This window comes from Rodentibacter myodis (assembly GCF_001999305.1).
In the GTDB taxonomy this organism is placed as follows: domain Bacteria; phylum Pseudomonadota; class Gammaproteobacteria; order Enterobacterales; family Pasteurellaceae; genus Rodentibacter; species Rodentibacter myodis.
This window is the reverse complement of sequence record NZ_MLHQ01000007.1, coordinates 14,366-39,244: the sequence shown is the minus strand read 5'-3', so window position 1 is coordinate 39,244 and position 24,879 is coordinate 14,366. Positions and strand designations below refer to the sequence as shown.

The window sequence follows — 24,879 nt, the reverse complement described above, 5'->3', positions numbered from 1 at the left end:
GATTTTAGCAAAGTGCGGTCAATTTTAGAAATATTTTGAAAATTGACCGCACTTTGGTTTGTTAGAGAATGATGCTGCCGATAAGAGAGAAAGCAAAGCCAACTAAGCCGATTAATGTTTCTTGTACCGTCCAAGTCTTGAACATTGTTTTAGTATCAATTTCTAAGAAACGGCTGACTAGCCAGAAACCACTATCATTCACATGGGCTAACACTGTTGCACCGGAAGCAATAGAAATGACAATGAAGCAAAGATCGAATTGGCTTAATCCCGTTGTTGCGGCAACGGTTGGTGCGATGAGCGCAGATGTTGTTGTGATTGCAACGGTTGCGGAGCCTTGGGCTACACGTAGAGCACTTGATATGACAAAGGCGGCAACAATGATGGGCATACCGGTATCTGATAACATTGAGGCTAATTGATCGCCAATGCCACTTGTACGTAGGACACCACCAAACATACCGCCCGCTCCTGTAACTAACACGATTGCACAAATTGGACCTAATGCGTTGTCACAGATTTTTTCAATTTGTTCGTAGCTTCTTTGATCTTTTAATAGGACAATTGAAACAAGTAATGTGATTAATAATGCAACCGGTGTTTTACCTAATAAGCGTAAACTTTGAACCCAGAGTACGGAGCTATCGACTACTTTGGTTACGCTTAACGTATGTAGTACGGTATCTAACATAATGAGGCAAAGTGGCAACAGCAGAATGAACATGACTTTTTTGAAACTTGGTGGGTTTAATGTTGTTTCGTTTATCGGTGCGACATTTAAGAAGGATTTAGGTAATTCAAGGTGAAATTTTTTGCCTAAATATGTGCCGTATAAATAAGCCGCAAAGTACCAGGTTGGAATGGCTATAATTACGCCAATTATGGTTAATAAACCAATGTTTGCACCGAGTAATTCTCCAGAAGCTACTGGACCAGGATGGGGAGGTAAAAATGCATGTGTGACAGCGAATGCACCGGCTGCAGGAAATGCATATTTAAATAAAGAACCACCAAACTGTTTTGCTACACTAAATATAATCGGTAGCATGACCACCAATCCGGCATCGAAGAAGATTGGAAAACCAAATAAAAGAGAAGCCACGCCCAAAGCAAAAGGTGCTCTTTTTTCACCAAATTTATTGATGAGTGTATCGGCTAATACTTTAGCTCCCCCTGTAATTTCAAGTAATCTACCAATCATTGCGCCCAAGCCTACTAATAATGCGACTGAGGCTAAAGTATTTCCAAAACCGGTCAGAAGTGTCGGTAATATTTTATCAACAGGAATACCCGTTGCGATTGCTGTGAGTAAGCTAACAATGGTGAGAGCTACGAATGCATGGACATTAAATTTGATGATCAATAGTAACAGTAGCGCTATTGATGCGATGAGGATGAAAATTAACATAATTGTTTACCTTAGTTTGGATGTCATGTTTTAAACGGCTGCAAGCATACCGCCGTCAACAAAAAGCAAATGTCCATTAACAAAATCAGATGCTTTTGATGAAAGAAATATTGCCGAACCAATTAATTCTTCGGGGTTACCCCAGCGTGCGGCTGGTGTTCTTTTGCATAGCCATTCTGTAAATTCTTTATTTTCTACTAATGGTTTTGTTAATTCTGTTGCAAAATATCCGGGAGCAATACCGTTGACTTGAATGTTATAGCGAGCGAGTTCTACACACATTCCGCGAGTTAGCATTTTTACTGCACCTTTTGAGGCCGCATATGGCGTGATGGTATCTCGCCCTAATTCGCTTTGCATTGATCCAATATTAATAATTTTCCCTTTTTTACGTTGAACCATATAACGCGCGACAGCTTGAGAAATAATGAAAACTGCTTTTTGATTCACTTTGATGATGTCATCAAAATCTTGTTCCGGAAATTCACAGAATGGATAACGGCGTTGAATACCGGCATTGTTAATTAATACATCAATTTGACCGATATTTTGTTCAATGTAATCAATTGCCTGATGAACGGCTTGAGTATCGGTCACATCGAAAGAAACGGGATATGCAGTGAATCCGTTATCGTTAAACTCTTTAGCAACTTTTTCAACCACGTCTTTTTTTGTGCCATTAATGATAATTTTAGCGCCTTGTTTTGCTAATCCTTTTGCTAATAAATATCCAATTCCTCTTGTAGAACCGGTTATAAGAATATTTTTATCTTTTACAGAAAATAGGTTTTCCATTGTCATTCTCCTGAATTTTAAAAAGTGAGTTGTACTTTGGAAATTTCATTTTTATTTCCTGCAACATCTAATGCTTTTTGGAAATCTCGGAATGAAAACTCGGCAGATAATAATGGTAATGGATTGACTTTATTTGTTGATAGCCAATCTACAGCGGTATTGAATTCTTCAATAAAGCGGAATGAACCTTTCCAGTTAATTTCTTTGGCAATCAATGTCATAACAGGAAAATGAGGGATATTGCCTCCCATGCCAATTTGGACGATAGTACCTTTGGCTTTTGTTACTTCTAAGCAGCGTTCAATAGAAGATGGATGTCCGGAGGCTTCAAAGGCAACATCAAATTCCCCTTTATGTTGCACATATTCTGAAAAATCATCATCAGCCTTTAGCACTTTTGTTGCTCCCATTTCTAAAGCTAAATCTAAACAACGTTGGCTAATATCGGTGCAGACGATTTCTTTCGCGCCTAGTGTTTTTACGGCTGCAACAGTCAGGCATCCAATAGGGCCTACGCCGGAAATAAATACTTTTTTACCTTCAAGATTACCGCCTTGTTTTGTCGCATGAATGGTTACAGCAAGCGGTTCTGCAAAGACCATAATTTCATCTTTTGCATTTTCCGAATAACTAATGCATTGACTATTGTCTACAATTTTATATTGTGTAAATCCACCCTCTACATGAGGGTTATACATAGCACTACCAAAGAAACGCATGGTTTCGCATTGATTACTTTCGCCAGATAAACAATATTTACAGGTATTGCAGGGTTTACTTGGATTAATCGCTACTTTTTGACCGGTTTTTAATCTTGGATCATTTGTTTTAACCACTTTACCAATAACTTCGTGCCCTAAAATCATAGGATGTTTAACTGAGAAGTTTCCTACTTTCCCGTGTTGATAATAATGTAAGTCTGAACCACAAATTCCACCACGAGTGATTTGAACAAGTGTTTTTTGCTGATCATTCTCATCGTATTGTATATCGCGTTCAATGATATCAAGATCTTTTGCTCCCTTTACTACACAAGATAATGTTTTGATTTTCATATCTTCTCCTTTAATAAATAAGCATAAATGTTACTGGTAACATACATTTAATTTTCTGATAGGTAAACGATTGCTTGCTAAATTTGTGATCTATCTCACATTATTTTTTTAAATAAAATTTTAGTTGTTTTTTATTAAATTTATTTCGTGATCTTGATCACAAAATAAATTGTTACTGGTAACATTTTTGCTGAATTTAAGGTATGGTAAATAAAAATTTTAGGAGAGAGCGAATGAGCCACAGCAAACAAATTGGAAAAAGTTTTATTTTAATGGGGGTTTCAAGTACAGGAAAAACTTCTGTGGGAACGGAAATTGCTCATCGCTTAGGAATTAAATTGATTGACGGTGATGATCTTCACCCTCGTGCCAATATCATTAAAATGGGGGAAGGGCAGCCACTCAATGATGAAGATCGTGCGCCTTGGTTGGAACGAATCCGTGATGCCGCGTTCAGCCTTGAGCGTAAAACAGAAGTGGGCATTATTGTTTGTTCTGCGTTGAAGAGAAAATACCGTGATCTAATTCGTGATGGCAATCAGCAGATGAAGTTTTTATTTTTGGCTGGTTCTTTTGAATTGGTGCTTGAACGAATGAAACAACGCAAAGGGCATTATATGAAAACAGCAATGTTAAAAAGTCAATTTGACACCTTGGAAGTGCCAGATGCTGATGAACCTGATGTGATTCATATTGATATTAACGGCAGTTTTGAAGAGGTGGTGGAGCGTTGTATTAGCGCATTAAAACCCTTTCTATAATGCCCAAAAAGTGCGGTAATTTACACCGCACTTTTTTATAGGCTTTCGCCAAGATGAATGTTAAAACCGAGATCAATCATTTTTTCCGTAATGGGTTCACCATTTAACCTTGCCAAGAGTTCTTGTGCCGCACGTTTGCCGATTTCTAAACGTGGCGTGATAACAGTGGCAAGTTGAGGTGTAACGGAAAAGCTCACGTCGTGGCCGTGAAATCCTGCAATGGCAATTTGCTTTGGCACATCAATGCCTAAGCGTTGGCATTCAAAAAGTGCCCCAATCGCCAAGTCGTCATTAGTGCAAAAAATACCATTGGTTTCAGGGCGTTTTTCTAGAATATCTCGCAGTTGTTTTGCCCCCAAGGTGAAAGAGGAGGAGGCTTCGGTGATTAAGCTGTAAGGCTCAAGCCCATATTTTTTCATTGCCTGATCGTAGCCCTGCATTTTGAGTTGAGTCCGTTTGTCCATTCGTGCCGTGAAGTACACAATATTTTTATAGTCTCGCAGAATCATTGTTTCTACCATTGCTTGTGCTGCTGCAACGTTGTCAAAACCTATCACCTGTTGAATACCTTTTTGTGTACTATCCATAATTTCAATGACAGGAATATTAGCAATTTCAATCATTTTGAGAGTGCGTAGCGAATGATAATTTTCCGACAAAATTAAGCCGTCAACATTATAAGAAAGTAGGCTTTCAATTCGCTCTTCTTCTTTTTTCGCACTATAACCATAGTGGGCGAGCATTGTTTGATAGCCTGCTTGATCAGCAATCAGTTCAATGCCTTTCAAAACATCAGCAAAAACTTGATTGGTGAGGGAGGGGAGTAGAACACCAATAGCTTTACTTTTTGCATTAGAAAGAATTTCTGGTGCACGGTTTGGAATGTAACCGAATTGTTCAATCGCAGCAGCAATACGTTGTTGAGTTTCTTGTGCGACCGAGTTTGGCTGACGCAGATAGCGGCTTACGGTCATTTTGGTAATGCCAAGGTGATCGGCTATATCTTGCAGAGTAGGACGTTTATGTTTCATTGCTGTTTAGATGAGAAATTCGGATAAATTAATGCGTTTCGGCAGTATAACAAAAACATTTACGTTTTTGACCGCACTTTTGCTTTAAAAAGAGTATAATTTGCCACCGATTTATCATAAGGAATAAGTATGAGCGATGAAATTCGTTTGACACAATACAGTCACGGTGCAGGTTGAGGCTGTAAAATTTCGCCTAAGGTGTTAGGGACAATTTTACAAACCCGGCTTGAACATTTTGTTGATCCCCATTTGTTGGTGGGGAATGACACCGCAGATGATGCGGCGGTATATGATTTAGGCAATGGTACTGCAATTATCAGTACCACGGATTTCTTTATGCCGATTGTGGACGATCCTTTCGATTTTGGTCGCATTGCCGCCACCAATGCCATTAGTGATATTTTCGCAATGGGCGGTGAACCGATTATGGCGATTGCGATTTTAGGCTTCCCTATCAATAAGTTACCGCCTGAAGTGGCACAGAAAATTGTGGAGGGGGGGCGTTTTGCCTGTCATCAAGCGGGAATTTCCCTTGCAGGCGGTCATTCCATTGATGCACCTGAGCCTATTTTCGGTTTGGCGGTAACGGGTGTGATAAATACGGAAAAAGTAAAACGTAATGCCTCGGCTCAAGCGGGGTGCAAACTTTATTTAACCAAACCCTTGGGCATTGGTGTACTGACAACGGCAGAGAAAAAAGGCAAGTTAAAACCTGAACATCAAGGCTTGGCAACGCAAGTGATGTGCCAAATGAACAGTATCGGCAGTCGCTTTTCCGAGCTTGAGGGCGTGACGGCAATGACGGATGTTACCGGTTTTGGGCTATTAGGGCATTTAACCGAAATCTGTGAAGGCTCAAATCTTAATGCGGTGGTGTTTTTTGACAACATCAAAACCTTAGAGGGCGTGCCGGAATATATTGCAGAAGGTTGCGTACCGGGCGGAACAAGCCGAAATTTTGACAGTTACGGACACAAAATCGGTACGCTGACGGATTATCAAAAAGCCGTGTTGTGCGATCCGCAAACTTCAGGAGGCTTATTGGTGGCGGTCACACCTGAAAGCGAGGCGGAAATATTGGCAATGGCACAACAAGCCGGCATTGAGATTTATGAAGTAGGCATACTGAAAGAGAGAGAACCGGGAAAAGCCATTTTTGTGGAAGTGAATTAAAAAAAAGCGTGGAATCACATCCACGCTTTTTTTATGACATTTTTTGTAAAATTAATTTTCCCATCATCTCAATATGAGCAGGATCGGCATTTAATGCTGGAATATATTGGTAAGATTCGCCACCGTGATGAAGGAAATTTTCACGATTTTCTTCATCGATTTCTTCAATCGTTTCCAAACAATCTACGGAAAAACCGGGGCAAACGACCGCCATTTTTTTAATTCCTTGGGACGCGGCGGAGATTAAAAATTCATCCGTATAGGGTTGTAACCATTCTTCACGTCCAAAGCGTGATTGAAAAGTCATTCCCCATTGATTTTCCGTTAAACCGAGCTTATCCACTACGGCAATAGTGGTTTGTTTACAATGCTCACGATAATAATCGCCACGCTTTTCATAGCTCAATGGAATACCGTGATAGGAAAATAATAAAAACTCATCAGGTTTTAACCGCACTTTGATTGAATCGACTAAGGCGTTGAGATAGTTCTCATCCAAATGGTAAGAATGAATAAATTCAAACGGGGGAATGTGCCGCACATTTTTTAGAGCATTGGCGAAAACATCGAACAACGCCCCTGTAGTTGTACTGGAATATTGCGGATAAAGCGGTAGCACAATGATTTTTTCTACCTGACTTTCAACTAATTTTTCAACCGCACTTTGCATAGACGGATTGCCGTAAGTCATCGCAATTTCTACTTGAGCGTGGATATTTTGTTCGGTCAGATAGGTTTGTAATGCCGCTTGTTGCTGTTGAGTAATGGCAAGCAAGGGAGAGCCTTGCTTCGTCCAAATCGCTTGATAATTCTTTGCAACACGTTTGGAACGAGCCGGCAGAATCATTATTTTAAGTAAAGGCCACCATTTCCAACGTGGTAAATCCACAACACGGGGATCGGTTAAAAAAGCCCATAAATAACGGGAAATGGCGGAGGGGGTGGGCTCATCAGGTGTGCCTAAATTGGCTAAAATAACACCAATTTTTTTTGTTGTATTCATAAACTAATAATAGAAAGCGTTAATCGTGAAACGCAGCAGAGTTTATCTTGTTCATTTCTGATGTCAATTTGCCAAACGTGGATATTATGACTTAAATTGATAGGCGTAGCCTTTGCTATAACTTTTCCTTCCCGTACAGGACGAAGGTGATTGGCATTGATTTCTAACCCGACTGCGGCTTTTCCCTCTTCTACACAAAGAAAACCGGCAAGCGATCCCACGGTTTCCGCCAAAGCAACGGACACACCGCCGTGTAATAAGCCGAAAGGTTGGGTGGTGCGATTATCCACGGGCATTATAGCTTCCAACCAATTATCGCCAAAGTCGGAAATTTCAATGCCTAAATGCCCCACGGCACAGTGTTTTCCCATTTCATTAAGTTGAGTGAGTGTGAATGGTTTTTTCCAGATCATTGTTTATTTCCTTGAGATGATTAATTGGTTGTATCTATTTTCTTTCTCTATTTGGGGAAGATGAAAGTGCGGTTATTTTTTGCAATGTTCTTAATGAAGCGTAGGGACAGCACGCTTGGTGTCTCTATAAATTATTCGGGAATTTCGTTTGGGGACACGAGGCATCGTGTCCCTACCGATCATTTACTCAATACTTCAAGCAATGCCTGCACCGGATGTTTCAAAACGACTTTTTCATAGCGTTTTACTTGACTACGACAGGAGTAGCCGGTGGCGAGGCAAAAGTGTGGATCTTTTCCGTACAATTTTTTTCCCCACGACATATCGTAAATATCACGACTCATTGCTTGGTTTTGCACTTCGTGTCCGAACACACCCGCCATTCCGCAGCAACCCACTTTTTCCACCTTTAATTTTTGTCCAAATTTTTCAAAAATTTGCTGCCATTCTTTTGGGCTGTTTGGCATAAAAGTGGATTCCGTACAATGCGGGAACAAATACCATTCAAAAGTGTGGTCATTTTCTTGCGTTTTTTTCTGCACTGATTGTACGAAGTCGGAATCAAGTTGATTAGTCAGCCATTCGTGGGCGGTGAAAACGTGGAAATCGCCTCGTTGTTCTTGTAAGGCTTCTTTATATTCATCACGATAAGAAAGCACAATGGCAGGATCAACGCCCACTAATGGTATGCCTAATTTGGCGAGACGATTGAGAAATTCCGCCTGATTTTTCGCGGTTTTGGCAAAGCGTTTCAAAAAACCTTTTATGTGCATTGCTTTTCCGTTGGGTTTAAACGGAAGCAAAATAGGTTGAAAACCAAGTTTTTGCGTCAGTGCCACAAAATCACGCACGACTTTTGCATCATAATAAGAGGTGTAGGGATCTTGCACGATCAATAAAATCTGCGTTTTTTCTACCGCACTGAGGCGTTCTAATTCTTCTAACGGCTTACCTTGATAGCCAATTTCGACTAACTGATGTTGTAAATTCGGTTCAGAAAGTAAAGGTAAATCGGTCATTCCCATTGTTTTTTCCACAAGGGTTTGTGTCGCCTTTAATTTGGTAAAATAATTGAAGAATTTCGCTTGTTTTGCCATATAAGGCGCAGCAATTTCTAAATTTGCCACAATATGATCTTTCGCCGGTCGCAAATAACGGCTGTGATAAAAATGAAAGAATTTGGCACGGAAACTTGGCACGTCAATTTTAATCGGGCATTGGCTTGCACAGGCTTTGCACGCCAAACAAGTGTCCATTGTCGCTTTCACTTCGTGGGAAAAATCATAATCACCACGCCATCTTTGTACGGTATTACGAAGTCGGCTGACAAGTGCGGTCAATTTAACGTCTGTTTTTTTGAAATCCAACTGCGCAGGTGTGATATTTTCATTGGTTAATAAACGCAGCCATTCACGCACCATTGCGGCACGCCCTTTTGGGGAAAACACTCGGTTTTTGCTCACTTTCATTGAAGGACACATAATGCTGTGTTCATCAAAATTAAAGCATAAACCGTTGCCGTTACAATTCATCGCACCTTTAAATTCTTCCCGAATTTGAACGGGAATTTGGCGATCATAGTCGGCACGCATTGGCGACAAAATAGAATAGAGTTCATCTTTGGTCTTCAGTGGGGTACAGATTTTGCCTGGATTGAGACGGTTATTGGGATCGAACAAGAATTTGATGTAGCGAAGTTCGTTCCACAATTCCGGCGTAAAGAATTTTTCGCCGTAATGGGAACGTACGCCTTTTCCGTGTTCTCCCCACAATAATCCACCGTATTTGACCGTGAGTTCGGCGACTTCATCGGAAATTTGTTTGAACAGTTTTACCTGTTCTTTATCGCATAAATCAAGGGCAGGGCGAACGTGTAACACACCGGCATCAACGTGGCCAAACATTCCGTATTGCAAATGATGACGATCCAACAACTCCCGAAATTCCGCAATGTAATCCGCCAGATGTTCCGGCGGCACGCAGGTATCTTCTACAAAGGGAATGGGTTTTGCCGTGCCTTTGGCATTGCCGAGTAAGCCCACCGCTTTTTTACGCATTGCATAAATGCGTTCAATGGAAGGCAAATCCGAGCAAATCTGATAGCCAATAATCGCATCTTGTTGTTGGGCAATTTTTTCATCGAGTGCTTGGCAAAGTGCGGTCACTTCACGATGGATTTTTTCTTTATTATTGCCGGCATATTCTACGATGTTTAAGCCTAAGATCGGATTGGCTTCATCTTCTGTTAAAAGATGATGAACGGAATGCCAAATGATGTCTTGTTTGGCGAGATTCAGCACTTTTGAATCCACGGTTTCCACCGAAAGGGCGTTGGCTTTCACCATAAAAGGGGCGTTACGCAGTGCGGCATCAAAAGAGCGATATTTGATATTAATGAGCGTGCGATATTGCGGAATGGGGAGAAGATTTAATTTTGCTTCACAAATAAAGGCAAGAGAACCTTCCGAGCCGGTGAGCAGGCGTGTGAGGTTAAATTCGCTTTCATCTTCATTAAAAACGTTTTTTAAATCATAGCCGGTGAGAAAACGGTTGAGCTGCGGTAAATCATTAATAATGGTGGCACGATTTTGTTTACAACGTTGTGCAATTTCTTGATGAAGCCGTTTGCTTGAATCGCTCAGTCCAAGTACATCTATATTTTCTAAAACATCTTGAGATTTGACCGCACTTGTGTCCAGTATTTCGCCGTTCATTAAGACGGATCGTAACGCCAAGACGTGATTAGATGTTTTGCCATATTGTAATGAGCCTTGTCCTGAAGCGTCTGTATTAATCATTCCGCCCAGTGTGGCTCGATTGCTGGTGGAAAGTTCCGGGGCGAAAAATAATCCGTGAGGTTTTAAAAATTGATTAAGCTGATCTTTGACGACACCCGCTTGTACACGAACCCAGCGTTCTTCCATATTGAGTTCTAAAATTGCCGTCATATAACGTGAAAGATCAACAATGATATTGTGATTGAGAGATTGCCCGTTCGTGCCGGTACCACCACCGCGTGGGGTAAACGTCAAGGATTGAAAATCGGGCTGATTCGCCAGTTTGGTGATACGCACAACATCGGCAATGTTTTTGGGAAATAATATTGCCTGTGGCAGTTGTTGATAGACACTGTTATCGGTAGCGAGGCTTAGCCTGTCTGCATAATTGGTGGCAATATCACCCTCAAAATGTTGTTTTTTTAGTGCGGTTAGATAATTTTGAACGGCTTCATCAAGTTGGGGAATATTAGAAAGACGGGGTAGCATAGCATCACTCATAAAATCGTTGGGAAAATAGTGTGCCGATAATAGCTTATGGCAGGTGAAAAGTCGATTTTTGTAGGGAGAATTTATGCTTAGAAAAAGCAAAGTTGATTGAAAGTTGAAGTCGGCTAAAAATAAATGAACAAACTTTCATTTTAGATGCTTGTTTGTTTATAAAATAACCAAAATGGGTAAAAAAAATTTGATCTTTAGTTTTTTTATAGGATAATAGGCGCACTTTTGAACGTTCCTTTGGCTATGCAAAGGAATTGAATTTGTCAAAAGGGTAGAGATAGGGCAAATTCAAAACCCTAGTTAAGCAATGTTTGGAGTGTTCTTTTCTTGGAAAGTTCACAAAAAACGAGGAAACTTTTTTATTTATCAATCAATCAATCGATGACTAAATAGAGGACATCAAAATGAAAAAAACTGCAATCGCATTAGTAGTAGCTGGTTTAGCAGCAGCTTCTGTAGCTCAAGCAGCACCACAAGAAAACACTTTCTACGTTGGTGTTAAAGCAGGTCAAGCATCTTTCCACGATGGCTTAAAAGCAAACACTGTAGCTCACGCAACCAACGAATATGCTCCATTTGGTGCAGGCTATCACCGTAACTCTTTCACTTACGGTGTATTCGGTGGTTACCAAATTTTAAACCGTGACAACTTAGGTTTAGCGGTTGAATTAGGTTACGATGATTTTGGTCGTGCTAAATTCACTAACGCTGGTATCACCTCTTTCAAACACACTAACCACGGTGCACACTTAGGTTTAAAAGGTAGCTATAACTTAGGTGGCTTAACTTCTGCGTTAGAAGGTTTAGATTTCTATGGTCGTGCAGCGGCTGCATTAGTTCGTTCAGACTATAAAGTGTACTCAAATGGTAGTCGTGACCATGCAGCTGGTGATCATAGCTTAAGAGTTTCTCCAATGTTTGCAGCAGGTTTCGAGTATGCAATGCCTTCATTACCTGAACTTGCATTCCGTCTTGAGTATCAATGGTTAACTCACGTTGGTAGATTAAAAGGTACTGATGGTAAAGCAGTAGATTACAACCCATGGATCGGTTCTATCAATGCAGGTTTATCTTACCGCTTTGGTCAAGGTGCTGCACCTGTAGTTGCTTCTGAAGTTGTAAGCAAAACTTTCAACTTGAACTCTGATGTAACTTTTGCTTTCGCTAAAGCTAACTTAAAACCACAAGCGCAAGCAACTTTAGATGGTATCTACGGTGAAATCGCTCAAGTAGCTAACGCAAAAGTAGCAGTTGCAGGTTACACTGACCGTATCGGTTCTGAAGCAAGCAACTTAAAATTATCTCAACGTCGTGCAGACTCTGTAGCTAACTACTTAGTAGCTAAAGGTGTTGCAGCACAAGACATCACTGCAACAGGTTACGGTAAAGCAAACCCTGTTACCGGTGCAACTTGTGACGCGGTTAAAGGTCGTAAAGCACTTATCGCTTGTTTAGCACCAGACCGTCGTGTTGAAATCGCAGTTAACGGTACTAAATAATTTTATTTAGTTATCCTTTAACGGATTTTTAGAGAAAGGCCTAAACTTCGGTTTAGGTCTTTTCTTTTGTGGAACGCTATCTTTACGATATTTCTCTAAACATTTTATTTATCAATAAGGTACATCATTATGAAAAAATGGCTTGTGATTATTCTTGTTGCTGTCGTGGCAGCATTTACTTTAATGTCTAGCTATAACGGTTTGGTTAAAGCGGAAGAGGAAATTGATTCTGTATGGGCGAACGTGGAATCTTCTTATCAACGTCGTGCGGATCTTATTCCAAATTTAGTGAATACAGTGAAAGGTCAGGCAAATTTTGAACAACAAACATTAACAAATGTGATCGAAGCACGTGCGAAAGCGACCCAAACTAAAATTGATCCGACAAATATGACGGAAGAACAACTTGCCCAATTCCAGCAAGAACAAAATCAAGTGGGTTCAGCGTTGTCCCGTTTGCTTGTTACCGTTGAGCAATACCCTGAATTAAAAGCACACGAAGGCTTTATGAATTTACAATCTCAACTTGAAGGCACCGAAAACCGCATTAATGTTGCCCGTAATAAATTTAATGATGCGGCGCGTGTCTATAATCAAAAAGTACGTCAATTCCCAACCAAGTTTGCTGCACTCATCTTTGGTTTTAAAGAAAAACCTTATTTCAAATCTACCGCCGGTGCTGAAAACGCTCCAACAGTAAATTTTAACTAGGATAAAACGATGAAATTCTTTTCAAGAATTCCTGTCGATAAAAAGCAAATTGAGGCGGCGATTAGTCGCCTCGAAAGCCAAAGTTCGGCAGAGCTACGTGTCTATATTGAACGAAAATTGCCAAAGTCATCGTCAGGATTATCGGCGGTGGCGCGTGCTTTGCAGGTTTTTGATGAGCTTGAAATGCATAAAACGGCAGCGCGGAATGGCGCGTTAATTTATGTGAGTTATCAAGATCATCTTTGTGCGGTGATTGGTGATGAAGGCATTCATCAATTTGTGAATGAAGCATATTGGCAGCAGCAATATAACTTAATGATTGAGCAATTTAAGAAAAAAGCCTATACCCAAGGTATTGTGGAAGTGATTGAACGCATTACCGAAATCTTAAAAACACATTTTCCTATTCAGCCCAATGATGAAAATGAATTACCAAATGAGGTGATTATCAATGGCTAGATTTTGGTTAATAGTGAAAAGTGTGGTCATTTTTGCTTTGGTTTTTTGGATGGGCTTCGTTTCTGCGGCGCAATTTCCACCCACGCCCAATCCTTTTCACTATGTGAATGACTACACCGGCACACTTTCATCTCAACAGCAGCAAATTCTTGAAAATAAATTAATTGCCTATGGCAATGCGACAAGTTCACAAATTGCAGTCGTCATTGTGCCTACTACCGCCGAATATGACATTGCGGATTATGCCTTTGCCTTGGGGGATAAATGGGGGATTGGTCGTAAGCAGTTAAATAACGGCGTGTTAATGTTGATTGCGAAAAATGATCGCAAAGTGTTTATTGCTACGGGCCAAGGCTTGGAAGGCGTATTGCCCGATGCATTTTTATCTCAAGTAATTCGCCACGCGATTTTGCCTCAGTTCAAACAAGGGCAATATGCACAGGGCATTAATGATGGATTAAATGACATTATCGCAGCAAGCCAAGGGGAATATGGTGCATACCAAGCGGAAGAAGAAAGTGATTTTGATAACTATATTCCGCTGATTATGGTGTTGGTCTTTGTTGCTTTCGTTGTGTTTGGTGAATATCAATATCATAAAGATGAAATCTACATAAGCCCAAATCAACGTGATCAATTAAACCGTATTGTACGTCAATCAACCTTATCCCGCCGCCGTGGCTGTGGTTCCGGATTTGGTGGTGGATTCGGGGGCGGATTTGGCGGAGGCGGCTCGTCCGGTGGTGGTTTTGGCGGCGGCGGTTTTGGTGGCGGTGGTGCAGGTGGAAGCTGGTAAATCTGACATAAACACTCAAGTTCTAATTTGTGATGTGTTTGACTTATGTTAGAATGCACGCCTCTGTTTTTAGTGGGGAACATTATGGAAACCTTAGACAAAATCAAAAAACAAATCAGCGAGAACCCAATTCTAATTTATATGAAAGGCTCGCCAAAATTGCCTTCTTGTGGTTTTTCTGCTCGCGCGGTCGAAGCATTAATGAACTGCAAAGTACCTTTCGGTTATGTGGATATTCTGCAACACCCTGATATTCGTGCCGAATTACCGGCTTATGCAAATTGGCCGACTTTCCCACAATTATGGGTTGAGGGCGAATTAGTCGGTGGTTGCGATATTATTTTAGAAATGTATCAAGCCGGCGAATTGCAAACCTTATTAAGTGAAGTTGCTGCGAAACACCAAGCATAATCCTTTCCATCAAAACCCGTTTCATACGGGTTTTCTTTTACCTAAATTGTGATCCATTTAACAGTTTTACCGTAAAGTACTTGTACATCGTCAAAACTTTATATAGACTTTCGCCTCATTAGTCGGGGTGCCGTTAAGTCGGCTGAGAAATACCCGTGAACCTGAAACAGATAATGCTGGCGTAGGAAACTAATTCTTTATCATTAGGCTGTTTCTCATTTTTCAAGGACAGCACAATGAAAAAAACATCTCTTATTTTGACCGCACTTTTTGCCTCATCCGCTTTCGCTCAATCCTCCCCACAGCCTTTAACGGTTTATACCTACGATTCTTTCACTGCCGATTGGGGTGCCGGGCCTCAGGTTAAAAACGGTTTTGAAAAACAATTTCCACAATGCCAATTAAATTATGTTGCCTTTGATAACAACGGAACGTTGTTTAATCGTGTACGTTTGGAAGGAAAAAAACTCAAAGCGGATATTGTTTTAGGTTTAGATAATCACCAAATTGATGAAGCGAAGAAACTGAACATTTTTGAACCCAATCAGGTGGATCTTAATAAATTAACGTTACCGATTAAATGGAATGACCAAACATTCCTGCCTTTTGATTTCGCAAAATATGCCTTTATTTACGATAAAAACAAACTCACCAATCCACCAAAAACCTTGCAAGAACTGATTGAGCGAAAAGATTTAAAAGTGTTGTATCAAGATCCACGAACCAGCAGTATCGGGCGGGGATTACTACTTTGGATGAATATGCTTTACCCACAATCAGATGTGCCAAAAGCATGGCAAACATTAGCCGAACATACGGTAACGGTAACAAAAGGTTGGACGGAATCCTACGGCGCATTTTTAAAAGGGGAGGGGGATTTGGTGTTAAGCACCAATACTTCACCGATTTATCATCTTCTTTCCGAACAAAAAGAAAATTATGCGGCGACAGATTTTACTGAAGGTGGTGTGTTGCAGATTGAAGTAGCGGCGAAGGTGGCAAATCGTCATAATGCCTGTGCCGATGATTTCCTTGATTATTTGCTTTCGGCGGAAGCGCAAAGCAATATCGCCAAAAACAATGTGATGTTACCGGTAATTGAGACGAATATTGAGAAGCATATTGATGCATTAAAAGCAAGCACCCAAAAGGCAACCGCATTGGATACCTCAAACGTCAGTGCAGAACAGTTAAAAAATTGGATTAACCAATGGCAACAGGCACTTTCTAAATAATTTATGCTATCGCTATTTTCTCATCCGCATTTTCGCCCTCGTCATTATCTTGGCGGAAGTGCGGTCATTTTTTTGATTGTTTTTCTCTACGGCGCTTCCCTTTGGGCAGTGTTTTCTGTGGAAGGAAACTATAGTTGGCAAACCTTTAAGCAGGATGATTACCTGCATCGAGTCATCGCCTTTAGTTTCGGGCAGGCTTTTTTATCGGCAGTGCTTTCATTACTCATCGGTATGTTGTTTGGTCGGGCTTTTTTTTACCAATCTTTTCCGGGTAAAGCCGTTATTCAACGCTTATTTTCACTCACTTTTGTCTTACCCCCATTGTTGGTAATCTTCGGTTTATTGGGTGTTTATGGCGCGTCCGGATGGTTAAGTCGCCTTATTGCAGGTTTAGGGATAGATTGGAAACCCACAATTTATGGGCTAAACGGTATATTAATTGCACATCTTTTTTTTAATATTCCCCTTGCAGCAAGAATGACCGAGCAGGGATTACAGGCTATTCCCACCGAGCAACATCAGCTTGCGGCACAATTAAATCTTCGTGGTTGGCAATTTTTCCGCTTAATTGAATTAGCGTATCTTAAAAACCGGCTTTTCCCCGCTTTTGTGTTGATTTTTATGTTGTGCTTCACCAGCTTTACGATTGTGCTTGCACTTGGTGGTGGGCCGCAAAACAGCACATTAGAAGTGGTGATTTATCAAGCAATTTTCTTTGAATTTGATTTTCCTAAGGCTGCATTGTTTGCCCTCATTCAATTTGTTTTTTGCTTTGTCTTGTTTGGTATGTCGCAATGTTTTGTCAAACCACCGGAAACCCGATTTTCTCAGCGTTATCTTTGGGTTTCTGAACCCTCAAGTGCGGTCAAAATTTTCCATATTTTTATTTTAATGACGGTGGGCGTATTTATTTTTACCCCTTTGCTGAATATCGTCATTGAAGGACTTTCCGCATCGCAATGGATGACTTTTTGGCAACAGCCACAATTTTGGAAAGCCTTGATGTATTCACTTTCTATGGCGCCCACTTCAGGTTTTTTGGCAATTCTTTTTTCTTTTTTCTTATTATTACTTTCCCGCCGGTTGCAATGGCTTCATTTACCAATGCTTGCAACGCTGGTGCAAAGCGGTGGAATGATGATTTTGGCGATCCCCACACTTATTCTGGCGGTAGGAGTTTTTCTACTTTTACAGCATATTGATTTCACCAATGTACATTTGTTTTTCGTGGTCGTGATATGTAATGCCTTGGCGGCAATGCCTTTTGTTATCCGTATTTTAAATGCGCCAATGGTACAGCTTATGCAGTATGAAAAATTATGTTTATCCTTAAATCTTCAAGGTTGGCAGCGTTTCAAATTAATTGAATATCCGTTATTGAAGGCGTCGCTAAAATATGCCTTTGCCTTGGCAACCACCCTTTCATTAGGGGATTTTACGGCGATTGCATTATTTGGCAGTCCTGATTTTACTTCACTGCCTCATTTGCTTTATCAACAAATTGGGCAATATCGAAGCCAAGAAGCGGCAATCACCGCATTAATTTTGTTGGGATTATGTCTTGGATTATTTATGTTTATTGAACGCAATAAGGATCACAATGATTAAGCTGAAGAACGTTAAATTTCATTATCAAACAATGCCAATGGCGTTTGATTTACATATTCTTCCGCAAGAAAAAGTTGCCATTATTGGGGAAAGTGGCGCAGGAAAAAGTACATTGTTGAATTTAATCGCCGGGTTTGATTATGCAAATAGCGGTGAAATTTGGTTAAAGGGAGAAAATCATACTCAAACCGCTCCTCACCAACGCCCTGTTTCAATGCTTTTTCAAGAAAATAATCTCTTCACGCATTTAACTGTGGTGGAAAATATCGCTTTGGGTCTAAAACCAAATTTATCTCTTTCCAAAGAAGAAAAAATGCAAGTGGAACAGGCTGCAAGTGCGGTTAATTTGCAGGCATTTTTAAGGCGAAAACCGACCGCACTTTCGGGGGGACAAAAACAACGGGTTGCACTGGCGCGTTGTTTATTACGCGATAAACCGATTTTATTGCTGGATGAACCCTTTTCTGCGCTTGATCCGCAATTACGGGGCGAAATGTTAGGCTTGATCGATCGATTATGTGTTGAAAAAAAACTCACACTATTGCTGGTTACGCATCAACCACAAGAATTGGAAGAACATATTGATCGCGTTATCTCCATTCATCAAGGACGAAATTTAGAGGAAAAATATGACAATGAAACAGACTATTCAATTAAATAGCATCACACCACATCCTTCTCTTGAGTATTGGTCGGTTTGTAAAGTGGAGGCGTTATTTGAAACGCCGTTTTTAGAACTGGTTTACCGTGCAGCACAGGTACATCGCGAACATTTTAATCCATCGGCAATTCAACTTTCGACATTGATGTCGATTAAAACCGGTGGTTGTCCGGAAGATTGCGGTTATTGCCCGCAGTCGGCACGCTATCAAACCGGTGTGCAAAATCAGCAATTATTAGATGTCAATGAAATTGTTGAGAAGGCAAAAATTGCAAAATCCCGTGGTGCAGGGCGTTTTTGTATGGGCGCGGCGTGGCGCGGACCGAAACCAAAAGAGATGGAAAAAGTGACCGAAATTATTAAAGCGGTGAAGGCACTTGGCTTGGAAACTTGCGGTACTTTCGGGTTATTACAAGAGGGGATGGCTGAAGAATTAAAAGCGGCGGGATTGGATTATTACAATCATAATCTTGATACCGCACCGGAACACTATCCCGAGGTGATTGGTACACGCCGTTTTGACGATCGTTTAAGTACGTTGGGAAAAGTGCGCAAAGCGGGCTTAAAAGTTTGTTGTGGTGGGATTGTGGGGATGAATGAAACCCGAAAAGGACGCGCGGGCTTAATCGCAAGCCTTGCAAATTTAGATCCTCAACCGGAATCTGTGCCAATTAATCAGTTGGTGAAAGTGGAAGGTACGCCACTGGCGGAGGCGGAAGAACTGGATTGGACGGAATTTGTCCGAACGATTGCAGTGGCACGTATTACGATGCCTAAAAGCTATGTGCGTTTGTCTGCCGGTCGTCAAGGTATGACGGAAGAAATGCAGGCAATGTGCTTTATGGCAGGGGCAAATTCGATTTTTTATGGCGATAAATTGCTGGTTACAGGCAATCCGGAAGAAGACGGTGATCAACTTCTAATGGCAAAACTCGATCTTGAACCGGAAACAGAAGAAAATCGAAAGCCACTTGGGCAGTCATAATAACAAAAAAAGAAAATGAGGCAATTATACAATGTTAAAACTAATTTTTGTTTTCTCCGACTACGGAGAACAAATGCTTGCATTTGAGCGTTGGCTTTGCCAATGTTCCGAAGAGGGAAGTAAGGAAAGTTAATACATATTGATTATTTTCGCACTCGGCGTTTGCGGAGAGGCTGTCACGAAGTGACTGAGGTAGGGATTGCAATGGCGTTGCAGAAAATAAGGTGAAAAATAACCGCACTTTTCCCTTTCCTCCGCCTTCGGCACTTCCCTTGGCAAGCGGAGAGAGAAGGATATTTGCGGGGCGACTATCCATTTAGTAAGAAGAAACTTTTCACTTCTTCCGTAAACGGAGGGTAGTAAGTCTAAATTCAATGATGTCTCTTATTTTTGTTTCCTCAGTAAATGGAGAGAGGTAAATTAATGAATTTCAGGTCGTTGCGACAATCCAAAAACAAAAAGTGCGGTCAAAAATAACCGCACTTTTTTATCGTTAGAACTTAACCTCTATTCTTTTCCTCAAATTCTGCTAAGGCTTCATCAAATTGCTCTGCCACAGTCGGGTGAACTTGAGCGAATACCGATGAAGTGAGCGTGATGACGGAACAAACCAAGAAACCCGGAATGATTTCATAAAGGCGGGCTAAATCGTCCCAACCTAAGAATTTCATTAACGGACTCCACGCCACCACGGTGACCGCACCGGATAACATTCCCCATAATGCCGCTTTGGAACTGATGTTGCGATTAAAGAGTGAAAGAATCACCACCGGTCCGAATGCGGCACCAAATCCTGCCCAAGCATAAGAAACCAAGCCCATTACTTTGGAATTTGGATCTTGCGCGATAATAATGGCAACAACGGCGATTAACAGCACCATTAAACGCCCCACCCACACCAATTCTGTACTGGAAGCGGTTTTGCGGAAGAAACCTTTGTAGAAATCTTCTGTAATGGCGGCTGAACACATTAATAATTGTGCTGAAAGAGTACTCATTACAGCCGCTAAAATTGCGGATAACACAATGCCCACAATCCACGGATTAAACATCAATTTAGAAAGCTCAATGAAGATCGATTCTGCATTATCCAAAGGTATATTTTGGTGTGTGAAATAAGCCAAACCAAAGTAGCCAACCGCCACCGCACCACTTAAACAGAGTAACATCCAAGTAATACCGATTGTGCGGGCTTTATCAAGAGATTGTACGGAATCTGCCGCCATAAAGCGTGCCAAAATATGCGGTTGTCCAAAATAACCTAACCCCCAAGCCAACGCAGAGATCACACCGATACCCGAAACATTATGTAACCAGTTGCTATACGGAATATTGGTTGCCGCCGATTTTGCCGCCAACGCAGTATTTACTTCGTCCCAGCCGATATTCACGAGTGTCATAATCGGGGCGAGCAAGAGGGCAAAAATCATTAATGATGCTTGAATGGTATCGCTCCAAGAAACGGCAAGATAACCACCGATAAAAGTGTAAGTGATAGTGGCGATTGCACCAAGCCATAAGGCAGTGTTGTAATCCAAACCTAATAAACTTTGGAATAACTTCGCGCCGGCAACCACACCGGAGGCACAGTAAATGGTGAAGAAAAACAAAATAATGGAAGAAGAAATAATTTTTAACGCTTTTTTCTGACGTGGAAAACGTTGTGCAAAAAACTCCGGCAATGTGAGGGCGTTGTTATATTTTTCGGTGAAAATACGCAAACGGGCAGCGACGATTTTGTAGTTCATAAACGCCCCAATGGTTAATCCCACAGCAATCCAAGCTTCCGATAAACCGGAAAGGAAAATTGCACCGGGTAGCCCCATCAAAAGCCAACCGGACATATCGGAAGCCCCTGCGGACATTGCGGTAACAAAACTTCCCATTTTTCGACCACCTAAAATATAGTCATCAAAATTTTGGGTAGAACGGTAGGCATATAACCCAATGCCTAGAATAATGACCAAATACAAACCAAATGTGATGTAAATTTGCATTGTTTACTCCTTTTGTCTTGTTTTTATGTTGTTAGACACCGCACTTGATTATCACTGAATAATCAAAGTGCGGTCATTTTGGGCGGATTTTTTTTAAACTAATGTTCTTCCGCCGCCATTAATGAGGTATTTCCTCCTGCTGCCGTAGTGTTATAACTGCGAGAAAATTCATCATATAGCGGAAGTAAATCTTGTTCCGTTTGCCAATCAAAGCATTTAAAAATCGCTTTGCTGTTTTCCGCCAACCATTGACGGCGAGCCGGTTCAAGTGCGGTCAAATAAATCCCTTTTTGGCAATGGCCTAATTGAGTATCAACCCGAATCCCCACTTGGTTGGTTTTCGCGAGCGGATGGCTTGGTTCAACCAAAATGGTAAAACCTGCACCAAGCAATTTATTTGCCGCTTGCTGTGCCGTTTCCAAATCACCGTTTAAGATGGCGACCTCACACGGCAGGTACGCCAAACTATTCTGTTCACCGGTAATACTTTCCAAGAGAGGTTTTTTCTCGCCCAAGGTGTGTTCATCACCAAATTGGCTGTAATAGCGTGGTGTGCGGGTTAAACGTTGAAGGTAAAATTCCCCACCTGCTTTCGGGCCTGTGCCGGACAAGCCGTGGCCGCCAAAAGGTTGTACGCCCACCACCGCACCGACAATGTTACGGTTAATATAGAAGTTGCCGCAGTTGAGGTGTTTTTCCACCAAATCCATTTGTTTACGAATACGGCTGTGACAACCACCGGTTAAGGCATAGCCTTTTTCATTCACGGTTTTAAGCACATTTACCAAATCATCCTTACGATAACGGATAATGTGCAAAATCGGCCCAAACACTTCACGTTTTACTTGATCAAGGTTATCTAATAAATATACGGACGGTGCAACAAAATGCCCCCCTTCCGGTACCGATAATTCGGTATAAGCGCGTGCGGTTTTTCGCATATTGGCTTGATGAGCCAGTAGATTTTGTTTCGCCTCTTCATCAATCACCGGCCCAATATCGGTTTCAAGCAAACGAGGATCGCCAAGGCTTAATTCTTTCATTGCTTCGCTGATCATTTTGTAATATTGATCCGCCACTTCCTCTTGTAACAACAAAATACGTAGGGCGGAACAGCGTTGACCGGCTGAGTCAAAGGCTGAACTTAATACATCGGCGGTAACCTGTTCCGGCAGGGCGGAAGTATCCACCACCAATACATTTTGACCGCCTGTCTCGGCAATAAGAATCGGATCGTTATCCGCCGTGGCTAAACGTTTTTCGATAAGTTTGGCGACTTCCGTTGAACCGGTGAATACCACTGCATCAAAAGGTTGCTGTACAAACGCCGCACCAAGATCCCCTGCCCCGAGTACTAACTGTAAGGCTTCAATCGGTACGCCTGCTTGATGAAGTAATTTCACCGCCGCATAAGCAATAAGCGAAGTTTGCTCTGCCGGTTTGGCAATCACCGCATTACCTGCGGCAAGAGAGGCGGCAATTTGTCCTGTGAAAATGGCAAGCGGGAAGTTCCAAGGGGAAATGCAAAGCACTTTGCCACGAGGTTCACCAAGGTGATGATGACGACTTAAATGTTCAAGTTGATTGGCGTAATAACGAAGAAAATCCACCGCTTCACGTAATTCGGCAATCGCATTTGGTAACGTTTTGCCCGCTTCAATGATGGCGGCTTTCATCAATAATCCGTGATGTTCTTCATAAAGATCTGCGGCTTTTCGTAAAACATCGGCTTTTTCGACCGCACTTTTTTCATTCCAAGTTTGATTATTGGCGGCATTAAAAATGGCTTCCGCTTGTGTTGGAGCTAAGAAACGCACTTCACCGATATTTTCCTTCAAGTTAGCCGGATTCTTCACACGATGTGCGGTTTCGTGATGAGGGTTATCTAAGGCGGTTAAGGATTCGGCGTGGTCGAGGTTGGCTTCATTTAAGGCTCGTTCAAGTTTGGCAAGTGTGAGTTCATTGGTTAAATCAAAACCGGCGGAATTACGGCGATCGGCAAAGATTTTAAGGGGGTTGCGTACCAATTTGTTGGGTTCACCGTTGGATTTGCTATACAGTTTCCAAGGTGGTGTAACCAACTGTGAAACCGGAATGCTTTCATCCACTAATTGGTGTACGAAAGAGGAATTTGCACCATTTTCTAGCAGACGGCGAACAAGATAAGCCAACAAGGTTTCGTGTGTGCCAACCGGTGCATATACCCGAACTTGGCGATCGAAATTATCTTTGCCCACAATATTATCGTAGAGGCTTTCGCCCATACCGTGTAAGCATTGGAACTCGAATTTTTTATCTTGTCCGAGTTCGTAAACGGTACACATTGTGAGAATGTTGTGCGTAGCAAATTGCGGGTAAATAACATCTTGCGCTTCAAGGAGTTTTTTAGCACAAGCCACATAGGCAATATCCGTATGATTTTTACGGGTGTAAAGTGGAAAATCGTCCAAACCATCGGTTTGCGCCCATTTGATTTCGCTATCCCAATATGCCCCTTTCACAAGGCGAATCATCAAATAACCTTGTTTTTCACGGGCAAGATTAATTAAATAATCAAGAACGTATGGACAACGCTTAGAATAGGATTGCACCACAAAACCAATGCCCTTGTAGCCTTTGAGTTCCGGTTCATCAAGTAATTTCTCCACCAAATCAAGAGAGAGTTCTAAGCGATTGGCTTCTTCCGCATCAATATTCACACTGATGTTATATTTTTTCGCCAGTAAGAACAGTTGTTTTACCCGCGGATAAAGCTCATTCATTGTGCGATCGTATTTGGCACGGCTATATTTCGGGTGAATCGCCGACAGTTTTACGGAAACGCTGTTGCTATTGTAAATATTGCGATCTGCCGCATCTTTCCCCACTTCTTCAATGGCGTGTAGATAATCGTTGAAATAGCGATCGGCATCGGCTGCAGTCATTGCCGCTTCACCCAACATATCGAAAGAGAAGGTGAATCCTTTTTTATAACGGGGATTGACGTGTTGTAAGGCTTCCTGCATTGTTACGCCGGCAACAAACTGCTTACCCATCATACGCATTGATTTCACCATTGCTTGACGCATTACGGGCGCAGCAAGGCGTGCAAAAAGCCCTTTTAAACTCGCGGAAAGCTGTTCTTCCGTCAGGGTTTCGCTTACTTTTTTTCCGAATACTAATCCGTAGCTTGCCGCATTAATAAAAAAAGATTTTGAATTGCCAAGATGGGATTGCCAATTTCCCTCTTGCAATTTTTCATAAATAAGTTCATCACGGGTTTTGGCATCGGGGATTCTGAGTAATGCTTCTGCCAAGCACATTAATGCCACGCCCTCTTCAGAGCTTAATGAAAATTCTTCCATTAATGCATCGGCACCGTATTGTTTTTGTTTAATATGGCGAAGTTTATTGATAAGTTTAGTGGCATTTTCCGTAATGCGTTTTTCTTGTTCTTCCGTGAAATTAAGTGTTGCCATTAGGCGATCGACAGCGATTTTTTCATCAAGACGATAATTTTGGGTAATAATTTGACGTTCAGGCGGGTAATTTTTGGAAAGTGAAATAGACATTTGATAGCCCCTTGTTATGACTTGTGTTACAAGATTGTTAATAAAACTA

General features: G+C 41.5%; 20 protein-coding genes and 1 riboswitch. Of the genes, 11 read left to right on the top strand and 9 right to left on the bottom strand.

The annotated features are described in order from the left end of the window. Positions 1–61 precede the first annotated feature (61 nt). The 3 genes from BKL49_RS01900 to idnD are packed head-to-tail and all read right to left on the bottom strand — an operon-like array spanning position 62 to position 3,258. On the bottom strand, positions 62–1,408 hold the full coding sequence (locus tag BKL49_RS01900; protein ID WP_077422945.1) for a GntP family permease: 1,347 nt from the start codon (positions 1,406–1,408) through the stop codon (positions 62–64). A gap of 30 nt (positions 1,409–1,438) precedes the next feature. Further along, positions 1,439–2,203: a gluconate 5-dehydrogenase gene (gene idnO / locus BKL49_RS01895; protein ID WP_077422944.1), complete on the bottom strand. Its 765-nt coding sequence runs from the start codon at positions 2,201–2,203 to the stop codon at positions 1,439–1,441. A 17-nt stretch (positions 2,204–2,220) separates the two neighbouring features. Further along, complete coding sequence (idnD, locus tag BKL49_RS01890) at positions 2,221–3,258, bottom strand: L-idonate 5-dehydrogenase (RefSeq protein ID WP_077422943.1); 1,038 nt, start codon at positions 3,256–3,258, stop codon at positions 2,221–2,223. 233 nt (positions 3,259–3,491) lie between these two features. On the opposite strand from idnD, the gene BKL49_RS01885 reads away from it, so the two are divergent. Next, entirely contained in the window at positions 3,492–4,019 is a 528-nt protein-coding gene (locus BKL49_RS01885) for a gluconokinase (protein ID WP_077422942.1), read from the top strand. Between the two features lie 35 nt (positions 4,020–4,054). Here BKL49_RS01885 and gntR read toward each other — a convergent pair whose 3' ends face one another. Further along, positions 4,055–5,050 (bottom strand): gluconate operon transcriptional repressor GntR, encoded by a 996-nt coding sequence (gene gntR / locus BKL49_RS01880; protein WP_077422941.1) that lies wholly within the window; start codon positions 5,048–5,050, stop codon positions 4,055–4,057. 129 nt (positions 5,051–5,179) lie between these two features. On the opposite strand from gntR, the gene selD reads away from it, so the two are divergent. Further along, positions 5,180–6,223: a selenide, water dikinase SelD gene (gene selD / locus BKL49_RS01875; RefSeq protein WP_083731652.1), complete on the top strand. Its 1,044-nt coding sequence runs from the start codon at positions 5,180–5,182 to the stop codon at positions 6,221–6,223. A gap of 31 nt (positions 6,224–6,254) precedes the next feature. On the opposite strand, the gene hemH is transcribed toward selD, so the two are convergent. The 3 genes from hemH to ydiJ all read right to left on the bottom strand — a co-directional run bounded on the left by hemH (position 6,255) and on the right by ydiJ (position 10,905). After that, a complete protein-coding gene (hemH, locus tag BKL49_RS01870; RefSeq protein WP_077422939.1) occupies positions 6,255–7,226 on the bottom strand; it encodes a ferrochelatase in 972 nt (323 codons plus the stop codon). Further along, on the bottom strand, positions 7,223–7,639 hold the full coding sequence (locus BKL49_RS01865; protein ID WP_077422938.1) for a hotdog fold thioesterase: 417 nt from the start codon (positions 7,637–7,639) through the stop codon (positions 7,223–7,225). The genes hemH and BKL49_RS01865 overlap by 4 nt, the downstream gene beginning before the upstream one ends. A gap of 179 nt (positions 7,640–7,818) precedes the next feature. Continuing rightward, entirely contained in the window at positions 7,819–10,905 is a 3,087-nt protein-coding gene (gene ydiJ, locus BKL49_RS01860) for a D-2-hydroxyglutarate dehydrogenase YdiJ (protein ID WP_077422937.1), read from the bottom strand. 416 nt (positions 10,906–11,321) lie between these two features. Here ydiJ and ompA point away from each other — a divergent pair, with 416 nt between their 5' ends. From ompA to bioB, 9 genes are all read left to right on the top strand, one after another. Continuing rightward, positions 11,322–12,416, top strand: a complete 1,095-nt coding sequence (gene ompA / locus BKL49_RS01855) for a porin OmpA (protein WP_077422936.1) — start codon at positions 11,322–11,324, stop codon at positions 12,414–12,416. A 129-nt stretch (positions 12,417–12,545) separates the two neighbouring features. Next, positions 12,546–13,127 (top strand): LemA family protein, encoded by a 582-nt coding sequence (locus BKL49_RS01850; protein ID WP_077422935.1) that lies wholly within the window; start codon positions 12,546–12,548, stop codon positions 13,125–13,127. A 9-nt stretch (positions 13,128–13,136) separates the two neighbouring features. After that, a complete protein-coding gene (locus tag BKL49_RS01845; RefSeq protein ID WP_077422934.1) occupies positions 13,137–13,586 on the top strand; it encodes a TPM domain-containing protein in 450 nt (149 codons plus the stop codon). Further along, the gene (locus BKL49_RS01840; RefSeq protein ID WP_077422933.1) at positions 13,579–14,382 is read left to right on the top strand and encodes a TPM domain-containing protein; all 804 of its coding nucleotides are present in this window, start codon (positions 13,579–13,581) and stop codon (positions 14,380–14,382) included. The genes BKL49_RS01845 and BKL49_RS01840 overlap by 8 nt, the downstream gene beginning before the upstream one ends. 84 nt (positions 14,383–14,466) lie before the next feature. Beyond that, the gene (gene grxD / locus BKL49_RS01835; protein WP_077422932.1) at positions 14,467–14,793 is read left to right on the top strand and encodes a Grx4 family monothiol glutaredoxin; all 327 of its coding nucleotides are present in this window, start codon (positions 14,467–14,469) and stop codon (positions 14,791–14,793) included. Between the two features lie 113 nt (positions 14,794–14,906). After that, positions 14,907–14,998: riboswitch (TPP riboswitch) on the top strand. 31 nt (positions 14,999–15,029) lie between these two features. Beyond that, on the top strand, positions 15,030–16,028 hold the full coding sequence (thiB, locus tag BKL49_RS01830; protein ID WP_077422931.1) for a thiamine ABC transporter substrate binding subunit: 999 nt from the start codon (positions 15,030–15,032) through the stop codon (positions 16,026–16,028). Between the two features lie 3 nt (positions 16,029–16,031). Beyond that, complete coding sequence (gene thiP, locus BKL49_RS01825) at positions 16,032–17,636, top strand: thiamine/thiamine pyrophosphate ABC transporter permease ThiP (RefSeq protein ID WP_077422930.1); 1,605 nt, start codon at positions 16,032–16,034, stop codon at positions 17,634–17,636. Continuing rightward, positions 17,629–18,297, top strand: coding sequence for a thiamine ABC transporter ATP-binding protein (gene thiQ, locus BKL49_RS01820; protein ID WP_077422929.1), 669 nt, complete (start codon positions 17,629–17,631; stop codon positions 18,295–18,297). Before thiP ends, thiQ begins: the two co-directional genes overlap by 8 nt. Further along, positions 18,266–19,282 (top strand): biotin synthase BioB, encoded by a 1,017-nt coding sequence (gene bioB, locus BKL49_RS01815; protein ID WP_077422928.1) that lies wholly within the window; start codon positions 18,266–18,268, stop codon positions 19,280–19,282. The genes thiQ and bioB overlap by 32 nt, the downstream gene beginning before the upstream one ends. Positions 19,283–19,782: 500 nt before the next feature. On the opposite strand, the gene putP is transcribed toward bioB, so the two are convergent. Together putP and putA are read right to left on the bottom strand one after the other, a co-directional pair. After that, complete coding sequence (gene putP, locus BKL49_RS01805) at positions 19,783–21,279, bottom strand: sodium/proline symporter PutP (protein ID WP_077422926.1); 1,497 nt, start codon at positions 21,277–21,279, stop codon at positions 19,783–19,785. 98 nt (positions 21,280–21,377) lie between these two features. Next, on the bottom strand, positions 21,378–24,830 hold the full coding sequence (gene putA, locus BKL49_RS01800) for a bifunctional proline dehydrogenase/L-glutamate gamma-semialdehyde dehydrogenase PutA (RefSeq protein ID WP_077422925.1): 3,453 nt from the start codon (positions 24,828–24,830) through the stop codon (positions 21,378–21,380). Positions 24,831–24,879: the final 49 nt, after the last annotated feature.

What these genes read in the sequence shown, in the direction of transcription:
- BKL49_RS01865 (WP_077422938.1), bottom strand. Translation starts at nt 7,639, where the DNA reads ATGATCTGGAAAAAACCATTCACACTCACTCAACTTAATGAAATGGGA.
- BKL49_RS01850 (WP_077422935.1), top strand. Translation starts at nt 12,546, where the DNA reads ATGAAAAAATGGCTTGTGATTATTCTTGTTGCTGTCGTGGCAGCATTT.
- ydiJ (WP_077422937.1), bottom strand. Translation starts at nt 10,905, where the DNA reads ATGCTACCCCGTCTTTCTAATATTCCCCAACTTGATGAAGCCGTTCAA.
- ompA (WP_077422936.1), top strand. Translation starts at nt 11,322, where the DNA reads ATGAAAAAAACTGCAATCGCATTAGTAGTAGCTGGTTTAGCAGCAGCT.
- BKL49_RS01840 (WP_077422933.1), top strand. Translation starts at nt 13,579, where the DNA reads ATGGCTAGATTTTGGTTAATAGTGAAAAGTGTGGTCATTTTTGCTTTG.
- putP (WP_077422926.1), bottom strand. Translation starts at nt 21,279, where the DNA reads ATGCAAATTTACATCACATTTGGTTTGTATTTGGTCATTATTCTAGGC.
- putA (WP_077422925.1), bottom strand. Translation starts at nt 24,830, where the DNA reads ATGTCTATTTCACTTTCCAAAAATTACCCGCCTGAACGTCAAATTATT.
- idnD (WP_077422943.1), bottom strand. Translation starts at nt 3,258, where the DNA reads ATGAAAATCAAAACATTATCTTGTGTAGTAAAGGGAGCAAAAGATCTT.
- BKL49_RS01885 (WP_077422942.1), top strand. Translation starts at nt 3,492, where the DNA reads ATGAGCCACAGCAAACAAATTGGAAAAAGTTTTATTTTAATGGGGGTT.
- BKL49_RS01900 (WP_077422945.1), bottom strand. Translation starts at nt 1,408, where the DNA reads ATGTTAATTTTCATCCTCATCGCATCAATAGCGCTACTGTTACTATTG.
- idnO (WP_077422944.1), bottom strand. Translation starts at nt 2,203, where the DNA reads ATGGAAAACCTATTTTCTGTAAAAGATAAAAATATTCTTATAACCGGT.
- BKL49_RS01845 (WP_077422934.1), top strand. Translation starts at nt 13,137, where the DNA reads ATGAAATTCTTTTCAAGAATTCCTGTCGATAAAAAGCAAATTGAGGCG.
- thiP (WP_077422930.1), top strand. Translation starts at nt 16,032, where the DNA reads ATGCTATCGCTATTTTCTCATCCGCATTTTCGCCCTCGTCATTATCTT.
- bioB (WP_077422928.1), top strand. Translation starts at nt 18,266, where the DNA reads ATGACAATGAAACAGACTATTCAATTAAATAGCATCACACCACATCCT.
- thiB (WP_077422931.1), top strand. Translation starts at nt 15,030, where the DNA reads ATGAAAAAAACATCTCTTATTTTGACCGCACTTTTTGCCTCATCCGCT.
- thiQ (WP_077422929.1), top strand. Translation starts at nt 17,629, where the DNA reads ATGATTAAGCTGAAGAACGTTAAATTTCATTATCAAACAATGCCAATG.
- hemH (WP_077422939.1), bottom strand. Translation starts at nt 7,226, where the DNA reads ATGAATACAACAAAAAAAATTGGTGTTATTTTAGCCAATTTAGGCACA.
- gntR (WP_077422941.1), bottom strand. Translation starts at nt 5,050, where the DNA reads ATGAAACATAAACGTCCTACTCTGCAAGATATAGCCGATCACCTTGGC.
- grxD (WP_077422932.1), top strand. Translation starts at nt 14,467, where the DNA reads ATGGAAACCTTAGACAAAATCAAAAAACAAATCAGCGAGAACCCAATT.